This is a genomic window from Methylobacterium gregans (assembly GCF_022179245.1).
GTDB classification, from domain to species: domain Bacteria; phylum Pseudomonadota; class Alphaproteobacteria; order Rhizobiales; family Beijerinckiaceae; genus Methylobacterium; species Methylobacterium gregans.
Window position 1 is genome coordinate 1 of sequence record NZ_BPQM01000167.1, and the last position, 1376, is coordinate 1376.

The following is a 1376-nucleotide window of genomic DNA, read 5'->3' on the forward strand; positions in this document are numbered from 1 at the left end:
GGTCGATCCGGTGGTCTGGCCGACGAGGCGCGTCCAGACCACCGGATCGACCAGGCAGGAGACCGAGGCCTTGAGCATCGACGGGTTCGGAGCCGTGACGAGCACGGTGGTGTCGTCGAAGCGGGTGCCGCCCTCCGCCATGATCAACGAGGCGCGGGGATTGATCGGGACAGCCTCGGGCGGCGGCCCGTCGATCCAGCCGGAGACCGTCTCGCGCGCCTGCGCGACGTGCCGGGCGAGTCCGTCCCAGGCGCCGACGAGCACGGCGGGCAGCGCGCTCGTCCCGCGCACGGTCTCGTCCCAGCGGGCGATGATCTCCGCCTCGCTGACGGCAGGGGCGGGCTGGGCCGCCGCGGAGGCCGCGGAGGCTCCCCCCGACGGAACGGCAGGGCGCGGGGGGGCGGGCGGTACCGGCGCCTGCGCCGCCGAGGCTACCCGGAGGGGCGTGGCCGAGGGCGGCAGGGCACAGCGCATCGGCAGGTTGCGGCGCAGCCGGTCGAGGGTCAGCACGCCCTCGGCTCCGAAGGCGCCGGGCGTCGCCACCGTCTCGGCTCGGCCCTCCCAGATCCGCCTGACCTGATCCGGATCGAGGCCGACCGCCTGGAGGGTGACGGGGTTGAGGGCGCGCACCGGGGCGACGACGAGGCTCGCGCCGCCCCCGCCCGCCCGCTCGTCGGTGGCGAGTTCGAAGTCGATGACGCGGCCCGCCGCGATGGCGAGCCGGGCCGCGAGCGTCGCGGCGGCGTCCGCCGAGTCGCGGTCGGGCGTCGGCAGGACGAGGCGCGGGCGCGGCCCCGGCGCCACGAAGGGCACGGCGCCGGCCTTCACGGCGGCCAGATCCGGTTGGCGCACCGCGCGGGCGAGCGCCGGCACGACGAGGCGCGTCCGGTCGAGGAAGAGGAAGCGGGCCCGCTTCATCGCGGGCGCCAGCGTGTCGCAGGCTCGGTCGGCGAGGGCCGGCAGCTGGGCGCTGATCTCGACCCGGTTCAGGCCCGGCCGCCACAGGCTCAAGGGGAGCGGGATGGCGCTGTCGTCGAAGACCTCGCCGCGGCTGTAGGGCAGGGCGACGCTCGCCGCGTTGCGGCCGTTGATGTCCACCACGATCTGGGCGCTCGGCTCCAGCCCCGCCGCGTAGCCCCCGGCCAGATGCAGCATCACCTTGCCGTAGTCGGCCGGCACGAGATCGGCCGGGAAGCGCACCTCGAAGGCGACCCGGAGCTGACGTCCGTTGAACTCCCGGGTCGCCACCCCGAGCCGATCGAGCGTCAGGTCCTCGCCGCCGCGGATCGGATAACCGCGGGTGAGGGCGGTGAGCTCGGCACCGGCCGGTGTTCCCGCGGGTTGCTCGCCGGTATTGCCCGTGGCGGCGAGCGTCG

General features: G+C 75.9%; 1 pseudogene. It reads right to left on the minus strand.

Annotated features, from left to right (window positions below):
- Positions 1 to 1376, minus strand: a pseudogene (locus tag MFF54_RS26015) (cellulose biosynthesis cyclic di-GMP-binding regulatory protein BcsB); the annotation flags it as partial.